24 protein-coding genes are annotated in these 20,086 nt (G+C 28.3%); 9 read left to right on the top strand and 15 right to left on the bottom strand.

What is annotated here, in order from left to right; translation table 11 throughout:
* Positions 1-11: 11 nt before the first annotated feature.
* Positions 12-1,343: an NFACT RNA binding domain-containing protein gene (locus IQC44_RS11750; protein WP_198304314.1), complete on the bottom strand. Its 1,332-nt coding sequence runs from the start codon at positions 1,341-1,343 to the stop codon at positions 12-14.
* Between the two features lie 88 nt (positions 1,344-1,431).
* Here IQC44_RS11750 and IQC44_RS00920 point away from each other — a divergent pair, with 88 nt between their 5' ends.
* Positions 1,432-1,752 (top strand): cytochrome C, encoded by a 321-nt coding sequence (locus tag IQC44_RS00920; RefSeq protein WP_198304313.1) that lies wholly within the window; start codon positions 1,432-1,434, stop codon positions 1,750-1,752.
* A gap of 27 nt (positions 1,753-1,779) precedes the next feature.
* On the opposite strand, the gene IQC44_RS00915 is transcribed toward IQC44_RS00920, so the two are convergent.
* On the bottom strand, positions 1,780-2,292 hold the full coding sequence (locus IQC44_RS00915) for a hypothetical protein (protein ID WP_198304312.1): 513 nt from the start codon (positions 2,290-2,292) through the stop codon (positions 1,780-1,782).
* A 110-nt stretch (positions 2,293-2,402) separates the two neighbouring features.
* Between IQC44_RS00915 and thrS the strand changes: the two genes are divergently transcribed.
* The 4 genes from thrS to rplT all read left to right on the top strand — a co-directional run bounded on the left by thrS (position 2,403) and on the right by rplT (position 5,522).
* On the top strand, positions 2,403-4,211 hold the full coding sequence (thrS, locus tag IQC44_RS00910; RefSeq protein WP_198304311.1) for a threonine--tRNA ligase: 1,809 nt from the start codon (positions 2,403-2,405) through the stop codon (positions 4,209-4,211).
* 29 nt (positions 4,212-4,240) lie between these two features.
* The gene (infC, locus tag IQC44_RS00905) at positions 4,241-4,735 is read left to right on the top strand and encodes a translation initiation factor IF-3 (protein WP_198304360.1); all 495 of its coding nucleotides are present in this window, start codon (positions 4,241-4,243) and stop codon (positions 4,733-4,735) included.
* 136 nt (positions 4,736-4,871) lie between these two features.
* Positions 4,872-5,069: a 50S ribosomal protein L35 gene (rpmI, locus tag IQC44_RS00900; RefSeq protein ID WP_105916888.1), complete on the top strand. Its 198-nt coding sequence runs from the start codon at positions 4,872-4,874 to the stop codon at positions 5,067-5,069.
* Between the two features lie 96 nt (positions 5,070-5,165).
* On the top strand, positions 5,166-5,522 hold the full coding sequence (rplT, locus tag IQC44_RS00895; protein ID WP_026804974.1) for a 50S ribosomal protein L20: 357 nt from the start codon (positions 5,166-5,168) through the stop codon (positions 5,520-5,522).
* A 77-nt stretch (positions 5,523-5,599) separates the two neighbouring features.
* Here rplT and IQC44_RS00890 read toward each other — a convergent pair whose 3' ends face one another.
* From IQC44_RS00890 to glmM, 7 genes are all read right to left on the bottom strand, one after another.
* Positions 5,600-6,796, bottom strand: coding sequence for a rhodanese-like domain-containing protein (locus tag IQC44_RS00890; protein WP_198304310.1), 1,197 nt, complete (start codon positions 6,794-6,796; stop codon positions 5,600-5,602).
* Between the two features lies 1 nt (position 6,797).
* Entirely contained in the window at positions 6,798-7,016 is a 219-nt protein-coding gene (locus IQC44_RS00885) for a hypothetical protein (protein WP_198304309.1), read from the bottom strand.
* Positions 7,017-7,018: 2 nt separating this feature from the next.
* On the bottom strand, positions 7,019-8,488 hold the full coding sequence (locus tag IQC44_RS00880; RefSeq protein ID WP_198304308.1) for an FAD-dependent oxidoreductase: 1,470 nt from the start codon (positions 8,486-8,488) through the stop codon (positions 7,019-7,021).
* Between the two features lie 95 nt (positions 8,489-8,583).
* Positions 8,584-9,165, bottom strand: coding sequence for a molybdenum cofactor guanylyltransferase MobA (gene mobA, locus IQC44_RS00875; RefSeq protein WP_198304307.1), 582 nt, complete (start codon positions 9,163-9,165; stop codon positions 8,584-8,586).
* Positions 9,165-10,445, bottom strand: a complete 1,281-nt coding sequence (locus IQC44_RS00870) for a 3-isopropylmalate dehydratase large subunit (RefSeq protein ID WP_198304306.1) — start codon at positions 10,443-10,445, stop codon at positions 9,165-9,167. Before IQC44_RS00870 ends, mobA begins: the two co-directional genes overlap by 1 nt.
* A 57-nt stretch (positions 10,446-10,502) precedes the next feature.
* The gene (lspA, locus tag IQC44_RS00865; protein ID WP_198304305.1) at positions 10,503-10,973 is read right to left on the bottom strand and encodes a signal peptidase II; all 471 of its coding nucleotides are present in this window, start codon (positions 10,971-10,973) and stop codon (positions 10,503-10,505) included.
* 3 nt (positions 10,974-10,976) lie between these two features.
* Positions 10,977-12,311 (bottom strand): phosphoglucosamine mutase, encoded by a 1,335-nt coding sequence (glmM, locus tag IQC44_RS00860; RefSeq protein ID WP_198304304.1) that lies wholly within the window; start codon positions 12,309-12,311, stop codon positions 10,977-10,979.
* Positions 12,312-12,393: 82 nt separating this feature from the next.
* On the opposite strand from glmM, the gene rpsT reads away from it, so the two are divergent.
* Both rpsT and prfA read left to right on the top strand, forming a co-directional pair.
* On the top strand, positions 12,394-12,654 hold the full coding sequence (gene rpsT / locus IQC44_RS00855; RefSeq protein WP_198304303.1) for a 30S ribosomal protein S20: 261 nt from the start codon (positions 12,394-12,396) through the stop codon (positions 12,652-12,654).
* Positions 12,655-12,665: 11 nt separating this feature from the next.
* A complete protein-coding gene (prfA, locus tag IQC44_RS00850) occupies positions 12,666-13,733 on the top strand; it encodes a peptide chain release factor 1 (RefSeq protein WP_198304302.1) in 1,068 nt (355 codons plus the stop codon).
* Between the two features lie 22 nt (positions 13,734-13,755).
* Here the strand turns inward: prfA and IQC44_RS00845 are convergent, their stop codons facing one another.
* From IQC44_RS00845 to IQC44_RS00820, 6 genes are all read right to left on the bottom strand, one after another.
* Complete coding sequence (locus tag IQC44_RS00845) at positions 13,756-14,766, bottom strand: glyceraldehyde 3-phosphate dehydrogenase NAD-binding domain-containing protein (protein WP_198304301.1); 1,011 nt, start codon at positions 14,764-14,766, stop codon at positions 13,756-13,758.
* Positions 14,767-14,845: 79 nt separating this feature from the next.
* Positions 14,846-15,547 carry a pirin family protein gene (locus tag IQC44_RS00840; RefSeq protein ID WP_198304300.1) on the bottom strand — a complete coding sequence of 234 codons (702 nt, stop codon included), beginning with the start codon at positions 15,545-15,547 and terminating at the stop codon, positions 14,846-14,848.
* Complete coding sequence (locus IQC44_RS00835) at positions 15,540-16,316, bottom strand: DODA-type extradiol aromatic ring-opening family dioxygenase (RefSeq protein WP_198304299.1); 777 nt, start codon at positions 16,314-16,316, stop codon at positions 15,540-15,542. Before IQC44_RS00835 ends, IQC44_RS00840 begins: the two co-directional genes overlap by 8 nt.
* Positions 16,317-16,335: 19 nt before the next feature.
* The gene (locus IQC44_RS00830) at positions 16,336-16,881 is read right to left on the bottom strand and encodes a YceI family protein (RefSeq protein ID WP_198304298.1); all 546 of its coding nucleotides are present in this window, start codon (positions 16,879-16,881) and stop codon (positions 16,336-16,338) included.
* Entirely contained in the window at positions 16,878-17,333 is a 456-nt protein-coding gene (locus IQC44_RS00825; RefSeq protein WP_198304297.1) for a MarR family winged helix-turn-helix transcriptional regulator, read from the bottom strand. The genes IQC44_RS00830 and IQC44_RS00825 overlap by 4 nt, the downstream gene beginning before the upstream one ends.
* Positions 17,334-17,414: 81 nt before the next feature.
* The gene (locus IQC44_RS00820) at positions 17,415-18,002 is read right to left on the bottom strand and encodes a YceI family protein (protein ID WP_198304296.1); all 588 of its coding nucleotides are present in this window, start codon (positions 18,000-18,002) and stop codon (positions 17,415-17,417) included.
* A 125-nt stretch (positions 18,003-18,127) separates the two neighbouring features.
* Here IQC44_RS00820 and IQC44_RS00815 point away from each other — a divergent pair, with 125 nt between their 5' ends.
* Entirely contained in the window at positions 18,128-19,234 is a 1,107-nt protein-coding gene (locus tag IQC44_RS00815; RefSeq protein WP_198304359.1) for a pyridoxal-phosphate-dependent aminotransferase family protein, read from the top strand.
* A gap of 5 nt (positions 19,235-19,239) precedes the next feature.
* The gene (locus IQC44_RS00810) at positions 19,240-20,085 is read left to right on the top strand and encodes an ATP phosphoribosyltransferase regulatory subunit (protein WP_198304295.1); all 846 of its coding nucleotides are present in this window, start codon (positions 19,240-19,242) and stop codon (positions 20,083-20,085) included.
* The last annotated feature ends 1 nt before the right edge of the window (position 20,086 follow it).

Genomic DNA, 20,086 nt, shown 5'->3' with positions numbered 1-20,086 from the left:
CCATTTTTTAATTACTCAATAGAAACTCTAATAGTATTATATGGATTATAAAGCACATTTGCTCCGTGTTGGATTTTTACATTTCTTCTTTGAGTAAAATCAACCTCAAAAATTCCCTTACTATCCACACTAAACTCTACACAAAGTCTTGCAGCTTTTTCTATAATATTTTGTGCTAACTCTTTTTTGCTATTTTGTACAATCACATGGCAAGATGGTCTATCTTTTAAATGAAACCAAAAATCACTAGCTTTTGAATTTTCAAGCAGATAAATATTTTCTCTTTCATTACTTCCTAGCATTATTTTATAACCTTCAAAAAAGAAGCTTTCATAGTTTTTCTCTTTTTTTGTTTTTGTTTGATTTCTCTCTTTTTTTGGAAGAAAGAATTCACACTCATCTATAGATTTAGCATTTAAAAGATTTACTCTTAATCTTTTTGCGAACTCTAATTTTTCTTTTATATTATCTTCTTCAAGCCCTATATTAGAGGCTTTTTGTTTATATCTTTTTGCTTTTTTGAAAAGCTCATTTGTATAGATTTTTGGATTTTTCATATTTTCTAAATCTATTTTTAGAAGTTCTCCATCAAAATCAAACACCTCTAATGTTTTTTGATATGGTTTTATATTGTGAAGATTTGCTAAAAAAAGATTTGCTTTATTGTAAGTAGTATTTGCTTCAAGCTCTAATTCCTCTTTTTTTGGCAAAGATTTTAGGATATTTTCTAACTTTTTTATATTTGAATCAACACTAGAGATTTTCTGTTTTTTTATAAGCTCCAAGTTTTCTATCTCAATATTTTCATAAACTTTGTATAAATACTCTTCAATATCATCTATATTTTCATCTTTTGGTATAAACTCTTTTTTTGGAATTTCATCAAGTTTAATACCCACCTTTACAACTCTAAAAGATGAAAATTCATCTATATGTCTTAAAGCTTCTAAAATTACTCTATTTTCATCTAAAATTATTATATTTGTATGCTTTCCTGTAAATTCTAGTTGTAAAATTGAAATCTCTTTTTTATATGAAGAGCTAGAGTTTACTCGTATATTTAGAATTTTATCATCATTATATAGTTCAATATTTTCTATTTTTGAATTTGTAAATCTTTTTTGTAAAACTACATCAAAAGGTGCATTAAACTCTTTTTTTGAAGAAATTTGCTCTTTAGATTTAAATATTTTTGCATTTGATTTACTTAAATCAAAATATATGATATTTTTATTATTAAATTCAATTATAATTATATTGTTATCAATTCTTCTTATAAACTTGATATTTTGGGCATTCTCTTGTAGGTATTTGCATATAGCTTTTAATAAAAAATATTTCACAATCTATTCACTTTATTTTATAAATATTCAGAAGATTTTTATATCTTGAAGATATAATTATACCTAAATTAATTTACAGGAGAATTTTATGAAAGTACTTAAAATATTAGCAGCTTCAACTTTAGCTTTAGGTCTAGCTTCTACTTCACTAATGGCAGATGTTACAAAAGGTCAAAAACTTTTTATTAAAATGTTAAAAGAACCTTGCGGAATGGATGGTGCAAAATTTGCATTAAAACATACTCAAGCTGAGTGGAAACAAATTAAAGCAGATGGAAAAGGTGAAGCTGAAATTATGGCAATTTGTCCAAAAGTTCAAGCTGGAGAGTTAAAAGATACTCATATTGAACATATCTTAGATTTTTCTATAGAGTTTGCAAGTGATTCAGGAAATGTTCCTTCTTGCTAAAAATTAAAAGATGAGTTTACTCATCTTTTATAAAACTATTTTTTCATATTTATAAATAACTTTTTCAGCCAATTCAATCATCTTTATATTCATAGTTTTATACTCAATATTTTTTATACCAATAAGTAATTTATCATATACAATCTCATAGGGATATAGTAAAAAAAATATAAACTCTTTTGATTTATTCTCTTTTCCCAACTCTTTAAACCAAAGAGTAAGTAGCGAAAAATAGAGCATAGAGGGATTGAATTCTTCATTTTCTTTAAGGTTTTTTGATAACTCTTTATTTATAAAATCATAGCAATTAAGAATAGCTTTTATTCTAAAGTTTTTACGATTTTTTATATAATAATCTTGTGAAAAAGTTACTTTATTTATCTCTTTTAAAATATCAAGAGAAATATTATTAAATTCAATCAAAATCTCTTTATCTAAACCATAACTATTAGTATCATTGTTATCTTTATATGAAAGAATTAAGTCTCTACAAAACAATAATAAGGCTTCTGTTTTTACTTTTGAAATATTTATAACCATTTCAAATTGTAACTAAATTTTATTAAAATTGATAATATTTTTATTATTTTTAAGTTGTATTGAGGTAGAATAAATGCAATTACATTAAATTTTTAGAAAAAAGGAAATTATTGGAACCTATTGGAGTACTAAAAGATGGTCAAATATACGACCTTCAAACTGCAGAGGCTTTAAATATTAGTGGAGATACAATTAAAGCCGATGATTCAAAAGAATCTTTAGAAATATTAAGACACTCAACAGCTCACCTTATGGCACAAGCTATAAAAGAACTATATCCTGAAGCAAAATTCTTTGTTGGTCCCGTTGTAAATGAGGGATTCTATTATGATTTTAAAATAAACAGCAAATTATCTGATGAAGATTTACCAAAAATTGAAAAAAAGATGAAAGAGTTAGCTGATAGAAAACTAGCTATTACAAGACATGAAACCTCAAGAGATGAGTTTTATGAAGAGTTTAAACACGATGAGTTAAAACAAGCTGTTTTAAAAAACATAAAAGATGAAGTAATCACTGTTTATAAACAAGGTGATTTTAAAGATTTATGTCGTGGTCCTCACCTACCAAATACAAGAATGATAAGAAGTTTTAAACTAACACGTGTTGCAGGAGCTTATCTTGGTGGTGATGAGAAAAATGAGATGATTACAAGAATTTACGGTATCTCATTTTTTGATAAAAAAGCTTTAAATGATTATATAACTATGATTGAAGAAGCTAAAAAACGAGATCATAGAAAACTTGGAACAGAACTTGAACTATTTACTTTCAACGACGATGTAGGAGCAGGGCTTCCTATGTGGCTTCCAAATGGAGCTAGACTTAGAAGTAAATTAGAGCATATTTTATATAAAGCACATAGAATTAGAGGTTATGAGCCAGTAAGAGGTCCAGAGATTTTAAAATCAGAGATGTGGAAAATTTCAGGACACTATGCAAACTATAAAGAGAATATGTATTTTACAACTATTGATGAGCAAGAGTATGGAATTAAGCCTATGAACTGTGTTGGGCATATTCAAATCTTTAAAAACTCTTTAGTTTCATATAAAGAGTTGCCAAAAAAACTTTTTGAATATGGAGTTGTACATAGACACGAAATGAGTGGAGCAATGCACGGATTGTTTAGAGTTCGAGAGTTTACTCAAGATGATTCACATATTTTTTGTACACAAAACCAAATTAAAGAGGTTATCTTTGAAGTTTTAGAGTTTGTTGATAGCTTATTAAAATTATTTGATTTTAAATATGAAATAGAAGTTTCTACAAAACCAGAAAAAGCTATTGGAGATGATACTTTTTGGGAGAAATCAACAAAAGGTATTATGGATGCACTTGATGAGAAAAATATTCAATATGGAATAGATGAAGGTGGTGGAGCTTTCTATGGACCAAAAATTGATATAAAAATTCTTGATGCAATTGGAAGAAAATGGCAATGTGGAACAGTTCAAGTTGATATGAATTTACCTTCAAGATTTAATGTTGAGTTTATAAATGATAAAGGTGAAAAAGAACAACCTGTTATGATTCATAGAGCAATTTTAGGTTCTTTTGAGAGATTTATTGGGATTTTAACAGAGCATTGTGCTGGTGAGTTCCCATTTGCTATTGCTCCAACACAAGTTATTTTTGTACCAATTGCAGATAGTCATATAGCTTATGCAAAAGAGTTACAAAAAGAGTTACTTGAAAATAATATTGACTCTGAAGTATATAGTATGAATGAGAGCCTAAATAAAAGAATTAGAATGGCTGAAAAACAAAGAGTTCCAATGATAGTTGTTCTTGGAGACGAAGAAGTAGCAAATAAAACTATCGCTTTAAGAGATAGAAGAAAAAGAGAGCAATCAAATTTAAGTAAAGATGAGTTTATTGCGAATTTAAAAAATATATTAGAAGGAAGTAAAATTTGAGTAGAGATAACAAAAAATCTGATGTAATAATGAATGATGACATCAAGGCATTAGAGTTAAGATGTACAAGTGATTCTGGAGAAAATTATGGGATTATTTCAACTTCTCAAGCATTAGCTTTAGCTGATGAAGCTGGACTTGATTTAGTTTTAATTGCACCAGATGCAAATCCTCCTGTTGCAAAAATTATGGATTATAGTAAATTTAAATATCAACAAGAGAAAAAGAAAAAAGAAGCAAAGAAAAATCAAAAAGTTATAGTTATAAAAGAGATTAAACTTTCTGTAAAAATTGCTGAAAATGATATAAACTATAAAGTAAAACATGCAATAGAGTTTTTAGAAGATGGAAACCATGTTAAATTTAGAGTATTTCTAAAAGGAAGAGAGATGTCAAATCCTGAAGCTGGTGTTGAAGTTCTAAATAGAGTTTGGAAAATGATAGAAGATATAGCTATTATGGATAAAGAGCCAAAACTTGAAGGAAGATATGTAAATCTTCTAGTTACTCCTAAAAAAGATTAATCTACTCAAATATTCAAAAGAGGAAAGCCTCTTTTGAACTTCAAAAAATAAATTTAAACTTTTATTAATAATTTTTTAAGTATAATCCAAAACTTTTTCACTATGAAAATGCAAATTTATATGAAAGGATTTCTTTATGCCAAAAATGAAAAGCGTTAAAGGTGCTGTTAAAAGATTTAAAGTAAAGAAAAATGGAACTATCAAAAGAGGTTCTGCTTTTAGAAGCCACATTTTAACTAAAAAAACTCAAAAAAGAAAAAGAAACCTAAGAGGACCACAAACTGTACATAGTACAAATGTTTCTGGAATTCTTTCGACTTTATGTTTAGCGTAATTACTAAATTTTAGTAATTTTTGTCCCTCCATTTAAAATGGACAAGTTCAGCAAAGCTGACACCTTATTAAGAATAACGGTAAAGAAAGGAAAAATATGCCAAGAGTAAAAACTGGTGTTGTAAGAAGAAGAAGACACAAAAAAGTATTAAAACTAGCTAGAGGATTCTTTAGTGCTAGAAGAAAACATTTCAGAAAAGCTAAAGAGCAGTTAGAAAGAAGTCTTGTATATGCTTATAGAGATAGAAGACAGAAAAAAAGAGATATTAGAAAACTATGGATTATAAGAATCAATGCAGCTTGTAGATTAAATGATATTAACTACTCAAGATTCATAAATGGTTTAAGATTATCAGGAATTGAACTTGATAGAAAAATCTTAGCAAACCTTGCTATGAATGATTCAGCTGCATTTGCATCTTTAGTAGCATCTGCTAAAGCAGCACTTAAATAATAAATTTGCAAAAACAAAATAAAAAAGGGAAGGTTTTATAACCTTCCCTTTTTTTATGCTTTTAAAAGTAATGAGCCTTAATCTAAAGGCTCATTTACTTCAATTTTACAATCATCTGCTTTACAATTTATATTTGCATCAAAGTAGAAGATTTCACTAATATCTGCTTTATCTTTTTTAAGTTTTGTCCAAGCTTCTAAAGATCTTGAACCAGCAGCACAATGAAAAATAATTGTTTTATCTTTTGGTAATTTTTCTAAAAGTTCTTTAGAATTAAACTTCTCAGCTTCAATATTTATACTACCTTTTATATGCCCTTTTTCAAACTCTTTTGCATTTAAAACATTTACAATTTGAATATATTGTGGAACTTTGTTTTCAATAATAAGTGCTTTTAACCACTCACCATCAATAGTTCCCTCATCACTTCCTAATTTAGCTCCATTTTTACTAAATTCTGGTTTTTTATCTTTTGGTTTATCTTCAGTTTTTTTAGCTCCTGCTGTTGTTGGAAGTCCTGATTTTTTCCATTCAGGTAAACCACCAGCATAAACTGATACATTTTTATAATCTAAATCATATAGTTTTTCTGCAACAATATTTGACTTCTCACAATCAAATCCAGCACAAAATGTAACTATTTTTTCATCTTTATTTATAGGAAATCTTCCTGCATATTTATCAAATTCTGTATCAGGAACACTAATACTTCCTAAAATAGTCTCTTGCATAAATTTTGCATTTGGTCTTGCATCAACAATTAGAGCACTGTTGTTTTCAAGATAAGATTTAATTACAATTGTTCCAACTTCAAGATAAGATTTTTTTGCCCATTCAGGTTCTCCAGCACTATAAACTTTTACATTTTTATGCCCTTTTTCTTTTAAAAGTTCTGCAACTATTGGGCTTTTTTCACATCCAAATCCGCCACAATAAACTATTAGTTCTTTGTTTTTATCTTTTGCTAAGAAATCATATTTAGAATAAAATTCTTCAAAATTTGTATCAGGAATATTTATACTCGAAGGAATTGTTCCTTTTTGATATTTTAACTCAGGTCTTGCATCTATTAATATAGATTCAACAGAACCTCTACTTCCATTACCAATTTGTTTTTTTACATAGTTAAAATCTACTTGTTCCAACTTATATTTTTTAATTAGCTCTAAAACAGCTGGTGTTGGCTCTTTTAAACTAATATTTTCTTGTGCAAGTAGATTTACACTAAATCCTAAAATAGATGCCATAAATAGACTAGAAACAACTTTTTTCATACTATCTCCCTTTTATAAGTTTATATATTAATCTTGGAATTCCAATTATTAAATAAATAATTGCACTAAAAACAACTGGATGAAAAGCTCCAAAGCCATATGCTCCAGAGCTAGTTAATAAAGTGATTTGTTCAATTGGATGAGATAAAAACTCTTTATAGTGCATAAGTATCGTTAAAATAAGCAATATAAAGATAAATATTTTTAACTCTTTTTTCAATTTTATGCTTTACCACTTAACATTCCATACATTGTCATGGGTTTTAATAGATACACTTTTAATAACCACCAAATCCATCTCTCTTGAGTTGGGTCTATTGGAAAAGATGGTGTTGGTTTTCCACTCCAGTCAAACTCAGCTAACATTACAGTTCCAATATCTGTAATTAGTGGACATACTGTATAGCCTTCAAATTTAGCTGTAGGCTCTTTCCCTTCCATTACTGAAATAAGATTATCAACTAATACTTTATATTGTTTTCTTACTGTTCCACCAGTTTTTCCCATAGGAACAGCGGCAATATCTCCTATAGCAAAGATATTTTTATATTTAACATGTTGTAAACTCTCTTTATTTACAGGAATCCAACCTTTAGCAGAACCAATAGGAGATTTTCCTATTTCATCTGGTGCTTTTTGTGGAGGAGTTATATGTAGAAAATCAAAAGGAACTTCAACATTCATATGTTTTTTAATAATATCATGCTCTTTTAAATCTTCGTCATATTCACCTTGCTCTTCCCAGTGTTTATCAAATGTTGCAATTTTATTAGCTATATCAACACCTGTTAAATTATGGCTAAAATTCCATTTCATATCTCTTGCAATAAACTGTTTCTCAATAGCATCTGCATACTCTTTTACACTAAAAAGCTTTCCGCCATCATCATAATAAGTTAATGTTGCATTTGCTCTAGCTTTTGCTTCATTTAGTCTTGAATTTACTAAATACATAACCTTTTTTGGAGCTCCTCCGCATTTTACTGCTGTATTTGGAGCTGTAAAAATTGCATTAACTTTCTCTTTTTTTGCTCTTTCTATAAATTTTTGTGTTTGTTCCCACATATGTGCTGAACTATCAATATTATAAACAGATGTTACTCCACTATCTCCAAAAGCTTTTAATATTTTACTAGCATCTCCTGCACTATAAGCATCTCCAACCTCTTCTAAACCTTTAATAGCACCATAATCAAGAGTAATTCCAGCTGCAACAATTAAATAATCATAATCAATAACTTCTTTATTTGATAAAGTTACTTTATTTGCTTCAGGGTTAAACTCAATAGCTTTTTCTTTAATCCATTTTACACCTTTTGGCATATAATCTTTTGTATCAAATAGTAGTTCATCTTTTGATTTATAAACTCCACTTGCAACAAGAGTAGTTCCTGGTTGATAAGAAACAGATTTAGAATTTGGTTCAATAATAGTAATATCAGCATTTGTTAATGTGTTCATAAGTCTAGCTGCTGTTGAAACTCCAGCTAATCCTCCACCAATTATTACAATTTTACCTTTTGCTTCACTACTTGCTTTTGCAATAGTAGCTGCTTGTGCTTGACTACCACCAGCTAAAAAAGCAGCTCCACCAAGACCTGCCATTTTAAGGGCATCTCTTCTTGAAATACCAGCTTTTTTTATTTCCATATCTACAATTTCAAGAGCTTTTCTTAACTCATTTTTATTCATAGCAATCCCTTTTTTAAAAATACCTTTGATATTAACAAAAAAGTTATAATATATCACTTATTTATATAAGCTTTTATTTTATAAATATCATAATTTCATATTATAATTTTGATTGCTTTTTCATATTCAAGTTGATTATTTATATTTAAAAATTCATCTTCATTTAAAAACTCTAACTCTTTGAAATTTGAGTTCTTTATTAGATAGTTTATTTTATGAATATTATTTTCTATCATCTGTTTAATATTTTCTAAACAAGATTTTTTAAATACCCCACAAAGATTGTGAGTTTTATTAGGAGTTTTTGCTATTGTAATATCATAAGATTTTGAAGAGTTGATTAGTTTTTCAATAGTTTCCAATTTTATAAAAGGAGTATCAACAGTAATTATAAAAACTTCATCGAACTTATCTAAAATAGTTTTTAAAGCTAAAATTGGAGAGTAAATATCTTTGTTTTCATCAAAAATTATCTTTGATTTATCACTTAAAAAAGAGAATTTATCTATTTTACTAGAGATATAAATATCATTAAAATGAGGTTTTAATCTTGTGTATTGAAACTCTATTAAAGAGTTTGAAGAAGAAAATGGAAGAAGAGCTTTATCTTCTCCCATTCTCTGGCTTTTTCCACCACTTAAAATAACACAAGGGATTTTAAATGGTTCAAAACTCATTATAAACTTCTAGGATCTGTAATATATCCACTTATTGCACTAGCAGCTGCAACAGCACTATTTGCTAAATATATTTTAGAACTTCTACTTCCCATTCTTCCAACAAAGTTTCTATTTGTTGTAGAGATACAAACCTCTCCATCTCCTAAAATCCCCATATATCCACCTAAACAGGCTCCACATGTAGGATTTGAAACAACTGCACCAGCATCTACTAAAGTATCAATATATCCTAATTTTGTAGCATCTCTTAGAATTTTTTGAGTTCCAGGAGTAAGAATTAATCTTGTGTGTCTAGCAACTTTTTTACCTTTTAAAATTTCAGCAGCCACTTTAAAGTCACTTAATCTTCCGTTTGTACAGCTTCCAATAAACACTTGATCAACTCTAATATTATCACTTACAGCTTGACTTACACTATGTCCATTTGAAGGTAAATATGGATAAGCAATTACAGGTTCTAGTTTTTCAACATCAATAACTATTTCTTGACAATATGTAGCATCATCATCACTATAATGAATTTTTGGTTCAGCTCTTAATCCACCATTATCTTTAGATACTCTATCTAAAAACTCTTTTGTAGTTTCATCATATGCTACAATTCCATTTTTTGCCCCTGCTTCAATAGCCATATTACATAAAGAGAATCTATCATCCATACTTAAATATTGGATTGTATCTCCTGTGAACTCTAAAGCTTTATATAAAGCTCCATCAACTCCAAGAATTCTAATAATCTCTAGGATTAAATCTTTTCCTGTTACATAAGGAGCTGGTTTTCCTTTAAATACCACTTTTATAGACTCTGGAACTTTAAACCAGTTTCCACCAGTAATCATTCCAAAAGATATATCTGTACTTCCCATTCCTGTACTAAATGCTCCTAAAGCACCGTGTGTACATGTGTGGCTATCTGCACCAATTATTACATCTCCTGGTAATACAAGACCTTTTTCTGGTAAAAGTGCATGTTCAATTCCCATATCTTTTTCATCAAAGAAGTTTTTAAGATCATGTTTTGCTGCAAAATCTCTTGAAATTTTTGCTTGATTTGCACTTGCAATATCTTTTGCTGGAATAAAGTGATCTAAAACTATTGCAAAACCATCTGGATTTGCTAACTCTTTAAATCCACCATCTTCAAAAGCTTTAATAGAAATTGGAGTTGTAATATCATTTCCAATAACCATATCTATTGGACTTCTTACAATCTCTCCTGCAAAAACTTTTTTCCCTACATGTTCACTAAATATTTTTTCTGTAATTGTTTGACCCATATTTTTTCCTAAATTTTTTTATTTTGAAAATTTTGCTTAGATTATATCTAAAACTATTTAAGCTTTTTCTTTTAGCTTTTTTTCTCTTCTACTATCTTGTATTTGCATAATTATGATTATAACAACAGCTAAATCTATCATTACATCTGCAAAATTAAATATTGCAAACTCAAACATATAGTGCCAATAGAAGTAATCAACCACAGCACCATAAGTAAATCTATCTAAAATATTTGATAATCCACCTGCATATAAAAGTGCGATTGGTATATAGTATTTATAAAAAACTTCTTTGTTTTTAAATAGATATATAGTTCCTAAAATCACAATAAAAACTTGAATATATTTTAAGTTTTCAGCCAAAAAAGAGAACATAGAAAAAGCAACACCATAATTATATGCAAGTTTTAGACTCATAATTGAACCATTTGCATCCCATCCCCAAACAGCAAAACCATATTTTACAACTTGGTCAATTATAAAAATTGCAAGAAATATAATTAGTGCTAATTTAATCTCTTTTCTCATATTTTATAGAGCTTTTTTGAAAAATTCAATTAGATTAGCCATTGAATTTTCTACATCTTTCTTATTTTTACCTTCAAGCAGAAGTCTTATTTTATTTTCTGTTCCAGAGTATCTAATTAAATCTCTAATCCCTTTTTCTCTAATTGGTTTTAAAAGCTCTTCTAAGCCTTTAATCTCTTTTAATGGAATTTTCTCATTTACTTTCATATTATGTAAGATTTGAGGATAAAGGCTAAATGGATTTAATACTTCACTAGCTTTTTTCTTAGATTTTATAATTAAAGCTAAAACTTGAAGTGCTGAAGCTAAACCATCTCCAGTTTTTGCAGCATCAGAAAAAATTATATGTCCACTTTGTTCTCCACCAAAATTTAAATCATTCTCTTTCATAACTTCAAGAACATATTTATCTCCAACATTACTTCTTAAAAGTTTTATTTCATGTTTTTCCAAATAGTCTTCTAATGCTTTGTTTGACATAACAGTCGCCACACAAGCATTTCCTTTTAAAAGCTTTTCTTGTTTTAGATATACACTTAAAGCACCAAGAAGTTTATCTCCATCAACAATTTCACCTTTTTCATCTACAACAACTAATCTATCAGCATCGCCATCAAGTGCTAGACCAATATCTGCTCTATATTCCTTTACAAGTTTTGCTACATTTTCAGGATGCATAGCTCCACAATTATCATTTATATTAAAACCGTTTGGTTTATTATTTATTGTAATTACATCAGCACCTAGCTCTTCAAGGATTGTGGGAGCAACTTTGTATGCTGCACCATTTGCACAATCAAGAACAATTCTAAGACCTTTTAGAGTTAAATTTTTCGGAAATGAACTTTTTATAACAACGATATATCTTCCAATAACATCATCTATTCTTTTTGAAGCTCCTATTTCTTTACCTGTTGATTGAGAAGAGATTAAAGATTCGGTATCATTAAATATATTCTCTATAGCTTTTTCATCTTCTACACTTAATTTATTTCCGTGATTATCAAAAAACTTTATTCCATTATCTTCAAATGGATTATGTGAGGCACTAATCATAATTCCAGCATCACATCTCATACTTTCTGTTAAATATGCAATAGCAGGAGTAGGCATAGGTCCAATTTGAATAACATCATAACCAACACTTGTAAGCCCACTAACAAGGGCATTTTCAATCATATAACCACTTCTTCTTGTATCTTTTCCTACAAGAATTTTATTTGTTGTTGAATGCTTTCTAAAGTGTGTTCCTGCAGCTTGTGCAAGTTTTACAACAGTAATTACATCAAGAAATTCACCAGCTTTCCCTCTAACTCCGTCTGTTCCAAATAGTTTCATTAAATCTTCCTAAAATTAAACTCAATTTAAGTTATTTTGGATAGTATTCTATCCTTTAAAAATTTACAAAGAGGTTAAAAAAATGGCAAATCACAAATCTTCTGAGAAGAGAGCTAGACAAACATTAGTTAAAACAATAAGAAATAGATTCTACAAAACAAGAATCAAAAATATCACTAAAGATGTATTAAGTGCAGTTGAAAGTGCTGATAAAACAAAAGCTGTTGAAGCTATGAAAATTGCAAACAAATACTTACACCATTGTGTATCTAAAGGTATTTTAGCAAAAGGTACAGCATCAAGAAAAGTAAGTAGATTACAACTAAAAGTTAATGCTATATAATTAAAGTTTAGATGTTAAAAGATAAACTTCAACCATTCATCGCTAGATCAGAAGAGATTACAAATCTCTTGATGTCTCCTGATATTACTAGTGATATTAAAAGAATGACTACATTGTCAAAAGAGCAATCAAGTATTGAGCCAATAGTTAATAAAGCAAAAGAGTATATAAAAGTTCTTGAAGATATTGAAGAGAATAAACTTATGCTAGATGATGCTGAATTAGGCGATTTAGCAAAAGAAGAGTTAAAAGAACTTGAGAGTAAGAAACCTATCTTAGAAGATGAGATAAAATTTCTTATGATTCCAAAAGACCCAAATGATGATAGAAATATCTATTTGGAATTAAGAGCTGGAACTGGTGGTGATGAAGCTGCACTTTTTGTAGCTGATTTATTCAGAGGTTATCTTAGATATGCTGAGAATAACGACTGGAAAGTTGAAATTATGAGTTCAAGTGATAGCGAAGCAGGTGGTTACAAAGAAATTGTAATACTTGTAAAAGGTGACCATGTTTACTCTAAGCTAAAATTTGAAGGTGGAACACATAGAGTTCAAAGAGTTCCCGCTACTGAATCTCAAGGAAGAGTTCATACTTCTGCTATTACTGTTGCTGTTATGCCTGAAGTTGATGATGTTGAAGTTGAAATAAATGAAAACGATTTGAAAATAGATGTTATGAGAGCTAGTGGGAATGGTGGTCAATCTGTAAATACTACGGATTCTGCTGTAAGAATTACTCATATTCCATCAGGTATAGTGGTTACCAACCAAGACCAAAAATCTCAACATAAAAATAAAGATAGAGCTATGAAAGTTTTAAAAGCTAAACTTTATGAAATTGAGATGGAAAAGAAAATGGAAGCTGAGGGTGCAAACCGAAAAGAGCAGGTTGGAACTGGAGATAGAAGTGGAAGAATTAGAACATATAATTTTCCACAAAATAGAATTAGTGACCACAGAATAAACTTAACTCTATATAGACTTGAGAATATCTTAGAGGATGGCTTGTTTGATGAAGTAATTGATCCTCTTATTGCTGATCATCAATCAAGACTAATCGAAGCAAATGGGCTATAAAAAGCCCTTTTTGTTTTATAAACTATATAAACTTTAAAATCTCTATAACTTTAGAAGCATATCCCCACTCATTATCATACCAAAGAAGCAGTTTTATCATATTTTGTTTTACTTCCAAAAATCTATGATCAATAATTGTTGTAAACTCCTCTTTTTTGAAATCACTTGAAACAAGTGCTTCAAAATTGTTTAAAACTATTGGGAATTTCTGATTTTTCTCAAAATCTAAAAAAAGCTTAGATATCTCATCTTTTGTTGAAATCTCTTTTGTAAAAAGTGTTACATTTATAGCACCAACGGTATCTGTTGGAACTCTAAGTGAGTTTGAAGATATTAACTCTTCACAAAACTTATTATTTACAAAAGAACAAGCTTTTATTGTTGTAGTTCTGCTTGGAATTATATTAAAATTTGAACTTCTTCCAAACTCAAAGTTTAAATCAACATCTCTTGTTGCACTTTGCACGAAGCCTCCATCCAAAACTCTTTGATGATTTAAAAGTGGATGAATAGTTACAATATCGCCACAAATTATCTCTTTTTCATCATCAATTAGCTTTAAAGCTGGAAGAAGTGCTGTTGCATTGCATGAGCTTGTTGAGATGATTTTGTGGTTTTTTAAATCTAATTCTTTTTCATTTACACCTAAAACTAAATTTATATCAGCATTTCTTTCTGGATGAGTTAAAATTATTTTTTCTACATTTAAGTTTTTTAACTCTTTTATATTTGCTTTTTGTCCACTTGAATCTATTAAAATATCAATATTTCTTAAATCTAATTTTTTTAAATCATCAATATGAGTGATTTCTATTTTTGAAGTTTTGTTTTGTAAAAAACTATTTTCAACTACTTCAAATCTATTTTCAAATTTTCCGTAAGTTGTATCGTAGTTTATAGAGTAGGCAATATTTTTTATATATGGATTTATATCATTTATGCAAACTATTTCAAACTCATTTTTGGCTAAAAGCTGTTTTAAAATAGCCTTTCCAATTCGCCCAATTCCATTTATTAAAACTCTTTTTTTCATCTACTCTTTCTTAATATTTTATTTTGAAGAGTAGATTTTATCAGAATTGCTATGAAATACCTGTTAAGTGTTTAAAAAACTACTTTTTCATATCAATAAACAAAAAGTGTGATTTTTCAAGAGCTTCTATTTTTAAAATACTCTCTTTTGTAATCTCACAAGCATCACCAAAATCAAGAATTACACTATTATTTAAAAGTGATTTTCCCTCAATTTGCACAAAATATACTTGTCTATTCTCTTTTATCTCATAGTCAAAAACTTTGCCTTTATTGGCTTCACTTACATATATATCTACATCTTGATATATTTTTATAGCACTTGAGCCATCTTGGCTTGAAACGATATTTAGAAGTTTATTAACTCTTTCTTCTTCTTTATATCTATGTGAAGCATAAAGTCTTGGAAGCCCTTTTTGTGGTGGAAAAACCCAGATTTGAAGAAGTCTTAAATCTACATTGCTATCATTTTTTTCACTATGAAATATACCATCTCCAGCACTAAGATATTGAATTTCTCCTCTTTTTAGAGTTTCGCTATTTCCCATTGAGTCTTTGTGTGTAATCTCTCCATTTACAATATATGAAATAATCTCCATATTTTCATGTGGATGAGTATCAAATCCAGTTTTTGCTTTTATAATATCATCATTTAAAACTCTTAAAACTCCAAAATGCACATTTGCAGGGTTTCTATACTCTGCAAAACTAAAGTGAAATCTACTTTGAAGCCAACCTAAGTTTGATTTTCCCATATTCTCTTTTGAAAGTTTTTTAAGCATCTAAATCTCCTTTATCAAAAATAAAACTCTCCATCGAGATATTTGATAAGAGCATCTCACTATTAAAAGAGACTCCTTTTTTATTTATAGCATTTCCAAATGCAATAAATAGTGGTGCAATATGTTCAATAGTTGGATGATTTTTATAAAAATTCACATCATTTTTTATATCTTTTAATAAATCCTCTTTCCCATTTTCAATAATATCTTTTATCATATCATTGAACTCTTTTGCATAAGGTTTTATATTTCCATAACTCATATCACGAAGATTATGAGTAGCTCCACCACTAAAAATTAAAAGTGCTTCATCTTTAAAAACTTGTAGTTTTTCACCAAGATTTATTAAATCTATAATAGAATAAGAAATAGGAATGCTTAGTTGAATTACAGGAATTTCGAGTTTTTTATACATTAAGGATAAAACAGTCCAAACCCCATGGTCAAAACTATCTCTAGTTTTATCAACACTTATAATTATGCCTTGATTTTGTAGTTTTTCTATTAAGTTATTTGTATATTCCAAACTACTACTTATCTCATATTTAAAATTGTATAAAGCTTCTTCAAAGCCATAAAAATCGTACATCAAACTATTTGTATTTGGATTTATTACTTTTAAATCTCTTGTTACATAGTGTGCTGATACTATAATTATATATTTTGCTTTTTTCAAACCTTTTGCAATATCTATGATGCTTTGTTTTGATTTTAAATCGCTTAAAATCATATTTGGAGCACCATGTGAGATAAATAGTGTTGGGTTCATTTTAGAGTTTAGCTAAAAATTATTTAGCTAAATTTCCTTCAATATCAATTTCAAGTTTTACTTCATCACTAACAGCAACTCCACCAGCTTCTAAAGCTTTGTTCCATGTTACTCCATATTCACTTCTATTGATTTTTCCAGTCATTGCAAATCCAGCTTTTCCAGCAACTGCACCACCATTTTCTAAATCAAGTGCAATATTTTTTGTAACACCTTTGATTGTTAAATCACCATAAACTTTATCGCCTTCAACTTTTGTAGATTTAAATGTGATTGTAGGGAATTTTGCTGCATCCATAATATCATCTTCTCTTAAGTGAGCATCTCTTTTCTCATTTTTTGTATCAATTGATGCAACTTTTAATTCACCTTCAACTTTTACTAAAGCATTTGCTTTTTCATCATACTCAAATGTTCCAGCAATATCATTGATACTTCCTTTTACATTTGTAACCATCATATGTTTTACAGTAAATCCTGCATTTGAGTGTGCTGTATCAATTGTGTAGTTTCCTGCAAATAGTGCACTTGCAACAAATATACTTAATAGTCCTAATTTTTTCATTTTTTTTCCTTTTTGTTTGAATTATAAATTTTATTTAATAAGTTGTATAAAGTATCCAACTCATTTTCATCTAAACTACTCATAAAGTTTTCAAGATTTTTTGCATGAGTAGGAAAAATCCTTTCCATAACTTCACTTCCATTTTGACTTATTGACAAAATAGAGGCTCTATTATCATTTGGATCTTTTTTTGAGGAGATAAATCCATCTCTTAAAAGATTTTTGACAACAACTGTTGTATTACCTGGAGTGCTAGATGTTAATTTGGTAATTGTTCCAATATTTAAATCACCCAAATGGTATAAAACTTCCAATACTTTGAATTGATTAAATGTGAGATTATGTAAGTTTAGATAGTTTTCTGTTAAGCTATTTGCTAAGTGAAAAACTCTATCTATTCTTACAACAGTTTTCATAGATTTATCAGTAATAGTACCATAAGTTTTTTTCATAAAAATCCAATTTTTTTTAAAATAGATGAGTTTTAAAAAAACATCGAAGAATTATAGTACTAATTAGTAGTAATGTCAAGACTATTTTTTATTTTTTTCAATAATCTTTGTAAAGGTTTGGTTTTCTTCTTTGTTTGCCTCGAGGTTTAACTCAAGTTCAATATCGTTATCAAAGGAACTACTTCCTGTATCAAGTAGCTCATCCCAAGTTAAATCGAAATAACTTCTTTTTATTTTTCCGCTTAATTTTAGATAGATTTTTCCAAAAAAATCTCCACTATTTTCTAAATCTAATTCGATATTTTTTGTAACATTATTGATAGTTAAATCACCATAAATTTTATCTTGTTCAATATCTGTTGCAGTAAATTTGATTTTAGGAAATTTTTCTATATTAAATATTTTCTTTTCCACTAAAATATTATATTCATCTTGAGAAGTTGTAAAGTCTTTTAATTCAATATCACTTTTTAACGATTCTAAAGTCAATTTTTTGTCATCAAAATCAAATCCACCTTTAATATTTGTAAATTCAATTCTTAAATCTTGATTTTTTGAAAATTTCATTAAAAAATCAGCATTTGAAGCTGTAGATTCAATTTTATAGTTACTTGCAAATATAAGTGTTGAAAAAGCTATAGTTGAAAAAGATAATTTAAATAAATTCATTTTGTCCCTTTTAGAAATTGTCGCATAATTATAACCAATTAAACATATTTTTAACCATTTAATAATCTTTTTTTGGCTAAAATGTTCTGTTTTACTGAAAATTAAAATTTAATAAGGATATGAATATGTTATTAACTCCAGGCCCAACTCCTGTACCAGAATTTGCAAGAAAAGCTATGAGTGATATTACAATACACCATAGAACAAAAGAGTTTGAATCAATTTTTGAAAAGACTAGAAATTTATTACTTGAGATTTATGATATGAGTGAAGTTTTAATGTTAGCTTCAAGTGGAACAGGAGCTATGGAAGCTTGTGTTACAAACCTTACAAGAAAAAAAGCACTTACAGTTAATTCTGGAAAGTTTGGTGAAAGATTCGGAAAGATTTGTAAAGCTTTCAATATTGAATATACAGAACTTATAAATGAGTGGAATACACCTGTAGCTGTAGAAGATGTTGTAAATGCTATAAAAAATGATAGTAGCATTGATGCAATTTTTATTCAAGTTTGTGAAAGTGCTGGAGGATTAAGACATCCAGTTGAAAAAATAGCAAGTGAAGTTAAAAAAATAAACCCAGATATTATGGTTGTTGCAGATGGAATTACAGCTGTTGGTGTTGAAAAGATTGATACAACAAATATTGATGCACTAATAACTGGAAGTCAAAAAGCATTTATGTTGCCTCCTGGTTTAGCAATGATTGGATTAAGCCAAAAAGCAGTTGCAAAAATTGAAGAAAAACCTGCTGGTTACTACTTTAATCTTGCAAGTGAGATAAAAAATCAAAAGAAAAATACAACAGCTTATACAGCAGCTACAACTTTAATTATTGGTTTAGGTGCAATTTTAGAAAAACTAAAAGAGATAGGTTTTGAAAATGTTTATATACAAACAGCTTTAAGAGCAAAAGCGACACAAGAGGCTTTAAAAGCTATTGGATTTGAGATTTATCCAAAAAATCCTGCAAATGCGATGACAACAGCTTATACAGAGCAATCAAATGAGATTAGAAAAATCTTAAAAAATAAGTATAATGTAGATATAGCTGGTGGTCAAGACCATTTAGCTGGAAAAATCTTCAGAATAAATCATATGGGATTAGTTGAAGATTTTGAAGCTTCTTGGGCTGTTAATGCAATTGAACTTGTAATGGATGAGTTAAAAATTAGAACTTTTGATGGAACTGCAAATAGAGTTTTTGCAGAAACTTTCTATAAAGGGAACTAATAGAAATGATTTTTGAACACGAAATTCCAAAAGGAAGTCGTCTATATTTTGGTAAAACTGCAAAAGCAAAAAGAGTTTTAGAAAATAGTGTTTGCCAAATTTTGGAAGAGAAAGGTTTTGAAGAGATTTTAACACCTAATTTCTCATATTCACAACACCAAGCTATTGAAAATGAAAGAAAACTTATAAAGTTTTCAGATGAATCAAATGAGCAAGTTTCATTAAGAGCTGATTCAACTTTAGATGTTGTAAGAATTATTACAAAAAGATTAGGAAGAACAACAAAGCAAAAAAAATGGTTTTATGTTCAACCTATTTTTTCTTATCCATCTAAGGAAGATTATCAAATAGGTTGTGAGTGGATTGAACATAGTAATATATCTGATATTTTAAACTTAACAGCTGATATATTAAAAGCATTAAAAATAAATCCAATTTTACAAATATCAAATATTAATATTCCAAAACTTGTAAGTAGTGAATTAAATATTAGCCTTGATTTACTAAAAAATGGTGAAATTTCGGAGTTAATTAAATTAAATTGTGATTGGTTAAATAAACTTTTAAGAGTTGGAAATATAGAGAATTTAGAAGAAGTTATAAAAATAGTTCCAAATAGTTTAAAAGATGAGTTAGAAAAACTTCTAAAAAAAGCAAAAGAGGTAAATTATTCAAATATCGTAATAGCACCTTTATATTATGGAAGTTTAAAATACTATAACGATATTTATTATAGAGTAATCAAAGATAATCTAGTGCTTTGTAGAGGTGGAATGTATGAAGCAGATGGTATTAGTTCTTTGGGATTTGCACTATATACAGATAATTTATTAAAAATAACAGAAGGGTAAG

Source organism: Arcobacter vandammei (assembly GCF_016106035.1).
GTDB classification, from domain to species: Bacteria; Campylobacterota; Campylobacteria; order Campylobacterales; family Arcobacteraceae; genus Aliarcobacter; species Aliarcobacter vandammei.
Note: the sequence above shows the minus strand (reverse complement) of the source record. Positions and strands in the feature narration are given on the sequence as shown.